General features: G+C 34.2%; 2 protein-coding genes. Both read left to right on the forward strand.

Going from position 1 to position 3843, the window contains the following annotated elements:
* Positions 1-159: 159 nt before the first annotated feature.
* A complete protein-coding gene (locus DD829_RS23290) occupies positions 160-2094 on the forward strand; it encodes a putative porin (protein WP_108409628.1) in 1935 nt (644 codons plus the stop codon).
* A gap of 12 nt (positions 2095-2106) precedes the next feature.
* A complete protein-coding gene (gene bshC / locus DD829_RS23295; protein ID WP_116548213.1) occupies positions 2107-3693 on the forward strand; it encodes a bacillithiol biosynthesis cysteine-adding enzyme BshC in 1587 nt (528 codons plus the stop codon).
* The last annotated feature ends 150 nt before the right edge of the window (positions 3694-3843 follow it).

Here is a 3843-nt window from a genome sequence, read left to right on the forward strand (position 1 = left end):
CTTGAATATAGTGTTAATATACAAAGAAGGAGCGTAAAACTATACGTTTTACACTCCTTTTTTATGGGTTAATGAAAATTTAGTTTTTCAGTGACCTCCAATTCAAGCGGGGTTTTTTATTCCCTATTATTTCTTATTTTTGCTTTACAATAAAAATAAATGAAATACCTATTTTCCATCATATTTTTCCTGAGTGTAGCAGCTCAAGCCCAGGTCGTCAACAAAACAGACTTCAATAAGCTTCCCAAAGATAAAGACACGCTCGTTATCGATTCCGGGAAAAAAGACTCTTTAAAAATATTTAAACCAACTATTAAAGATTATCTCTATCAGAAGCAGTTTTCTGAAAAGAAAGTCTTTGATACCGTGATGACTTTCGATAAAACGTATATTTTTTCTCAGTATAACAATAAAGATAACTTTGGAAGAGCACAGGTCGCAAACATAGGTGCAGGATTTAATCCGCTTACGTACGAAGTGAATGCCGAACAAAATTTAGCACTATTACCAACCAACAAAGCATATTGGATTTTAGGCGTTAATGATATCAATTACTATGACGTAAAAACGCCGACCGCAACCTTCATTTACCATAATGCAATGAAAAACGGAGCGGCTTTACGATCTTCTTACACGCAAAACATTGGGAAAAGATTTAATTTTTCTCTGGAATACAGCGGATTGCGTTCTCAGGGAATGTACAGAAATTCATTGGCATCCAATAACAATACTTTGTTTACAGGACATTACGTCTCAAAAAGCGGAAATTATGAATTGTTTGCACACTATCTTCATCAGAATGTGAACAATCAGGAAAATGGAGGAATTGCAGTAGACAGTTTATTTCAAAACGGCGACAGCAATTCAAGAAACAGACAGAATATGCAGGTGAATCTTACATCTTCAAGCTCACAGTATTCCTACAGAAGATATTATTTAACCCATCAGTTTGCCCCTTTTAAATCAGAAAAAATTCCTTTTAAAATAAGACATACCATTTCTCATCAGGGAAACAAATATTACTATGCCCAAAGTGCCGCTGAAACTTACTGGTACGATGCTCCGGATGAACTGGTGACAGGAGCTCCGCTTACTTCAAAAAAATATTCAGACAACTTCAGCAATACGGTAAGTCTGGTTTGGGACAATGAGAAATTTAAACTTGATGCCGGTCTACGTTACCAGATGCTGAAATTTGGTTCTAATGAAATTACCCTTCCGATTTTAGTGATTCCTACAGAAATTAAAGAAAGCCGAATCGGGGCAGTAGGAAACTTACAGATTAAACTTTTTGATAAAATTCAGTTGAATTCATTTCTTGAATTTTCTAACGGAAGCCAGTTCGGAACCTATTTAAAAACAACCAACAATCTGAAATTTGAGCCGGTAAAAGATTACTTTGTGAATGCAAAAGTAAACTTTCAAAGCGCTTATCCATCCTTCAATTATCTGTTGAATACTTCCGTGTATAATAATTACAACTATTATTTTCAGAATGCCCAGAACCAGACCATCTCAGAAATCGGAGGAAGTGTTGGCTTAAAGTGGTTCAAAACAGAATTGTTCGCAAACTATTTCAGAATAGATAATTATACATACTTTGATGCTATTGCCATGCCTCAGCAAAGCGGAAGTCCCGTTAATATTTCGCAGATCGGAGGTGACGCTACTTTTAGCTATGGTAAATTTCATTTAAATACAAGACTGCACTTCCAGAACGTTTTAACCAATAAAGATTTGCTTCCGTTACCAAGTTTTATAGGTCGTGCCAATTTCTTCTTCCAGTCCAAAGCCTTTAAAAATGCGGCGGAAATTCAGACCGGAATTAAAGTATATTATTTTTCGAAATTTGCATCTCGGGAATTTTTTCCAATTCTTAACGAATACATCTTACCGGGTTCCAATTCATTTTCTATCGGAGGACAGCCGATTGCCGATGTTTACTTCAATCTTAAAGTTAAAAAAATGTTCTTTTTTATTGAAGGACAACAGGTCGGAACTTTCCTTTCTAACAACAAAGCGTATGCATTTCCAAGTTATCCGGTCTACGATTTCAGGCTGAATCTGGGAATTGTATGGTATTTGTTCAACTAAAATATAGACAAGTTGAAAACTATAAATAAAATATCTTTTCAGGATATCCAAAGCATACCTCAGTTAATCAAAGATTTTTTAAATCATGATATCGAGGGATTTGAAGAAAAAACATTTTCTTTAGATCATTTTAAGAAACAGATCGCGCAGAAACAGAATTCTTTCACAGCGGATCGGAGAAATATTTTAGCAAGCAATTTAGAAAGACAGCTTGCCCATCTTGAACTTTCTTCAAGGCAGAATGAAAATATAGATCATTTAAGACTTCCCAATACCTTTACCATCACCACCGGTCATCAGTTAAATCTCTTTTCAGGACCTGTATTTTTTGTATACAAGATTTTGCAGACCATTAAAACCTGTACTTATTTAAAAGAAAATTTTCCTGAATTTAATTTTGTTCCTGTATACTGGATGGCTTCCGAAGATCACGATTTTGCGGAAATCAATCATTTTAAAACCGAGAACAATTTCTACGAAATCAACGAAAAATCAGGCGGTCCGGTTGGAAGAATAGAAATTAACGATACATTTTTCATATCTGAATTTGAAAGAGAATTCAAAGACTATGTTTTTGGGACGGAACTGATTTTAATGCTAATAGAAGCTTATAAAGCCGGACATACATTAACTCAGGCAATCCAGATTTTAGTCAACAGACTGTTTTCAGATTTTGGCTTACTGATTTTGGATGGTGATTCTAAAGACCTTAAAAATCAGATCAAAGAAACCTTCAAAGATGAACTGCTGAATTTCAGTCTCCATAAAAGCTCAAAGGAAAAAGTAGATTTCTTAACCGGAAAATATGGAAAAGTTCAGGTAAATCCGCGCGAAATTAATTTATTCTACCTTTCGGACACGAGAGACAGAATAGATTTTGACGGTCAGAAATACTTTGTGGTAGATAAAAATATTCAGTTTACCAAAGAAGAAATTTTAAATGAACTTGAAAATTCTCCGGAAAAATTTAGTCCGAATGCATTGATGCGTCCAGTTTATCAGGAAACTATTCTTCCCAACCTTGCTTACATCGGAGGAAATGCAGAAATCATGTACTGGCTGGAACTCAAAGATTACTTTTCAACCATAAATGTTCCTTTTCCGATCCTGATTCCCCGAAATTCTATGCTGTTTTTAAAAGAAAAAACATTGGGGAAAATTGAAAAACTGAATCTGAAAGTAGAAGACTTCTTCCAGAACTTTACAACAGTCATCAACAATAAAATGCTGGAAGATAATTCCATTCTGGAAATGTTGGAGCAAAAGGAAAATACACTCATCAGTCAGTTTGCCGAACTTAAAAAGATTGCCGAAACCACGGAAAGATCTTTCGGAAATATGGTGAAAGCAGAAGAAGTAAGACAGTTGAAATCTTTTAAAAGAATGAAAAAACGTCTTCTTCATGCAGAAAAGATTAAAAAAAACGAATTGATGGAAAGACTGGAAAATCTGTTTTTAGATGTAAATCCTTCTAAGAATTGGCAGGAAAGGGTTTGTAATTTTAGCGTATTTTTTGCAGATCATGGATATCAGTGGTTAGATTTTTGTTTAGAAAAAATAGAAATAAGAGAGTCGGAATTTATAGTTATTGCTTATTAAGGATAAAGAATCTATTATTGCGTTTTAAAAATGAACGTAATGATGTAAAAAATTCTTATATCTCTCCTACAAAAGAGATGTACTGAAATTCTAAGGATAATAATTCTTAGCTCGAAAGCATGGTATATAATACTGCATATTATTTAGAGC

The organism is Chryseobacterium sp. HMWF035 (genome assembly GCF_003094695.1).
Classification (GTDB): domain Bacteria; phylum Bacteroidota; class Bacteroidia; order Flavobacteriales; family Weeksellaceae; genus Chryseobacterium; species Chryseobacterium gambrini.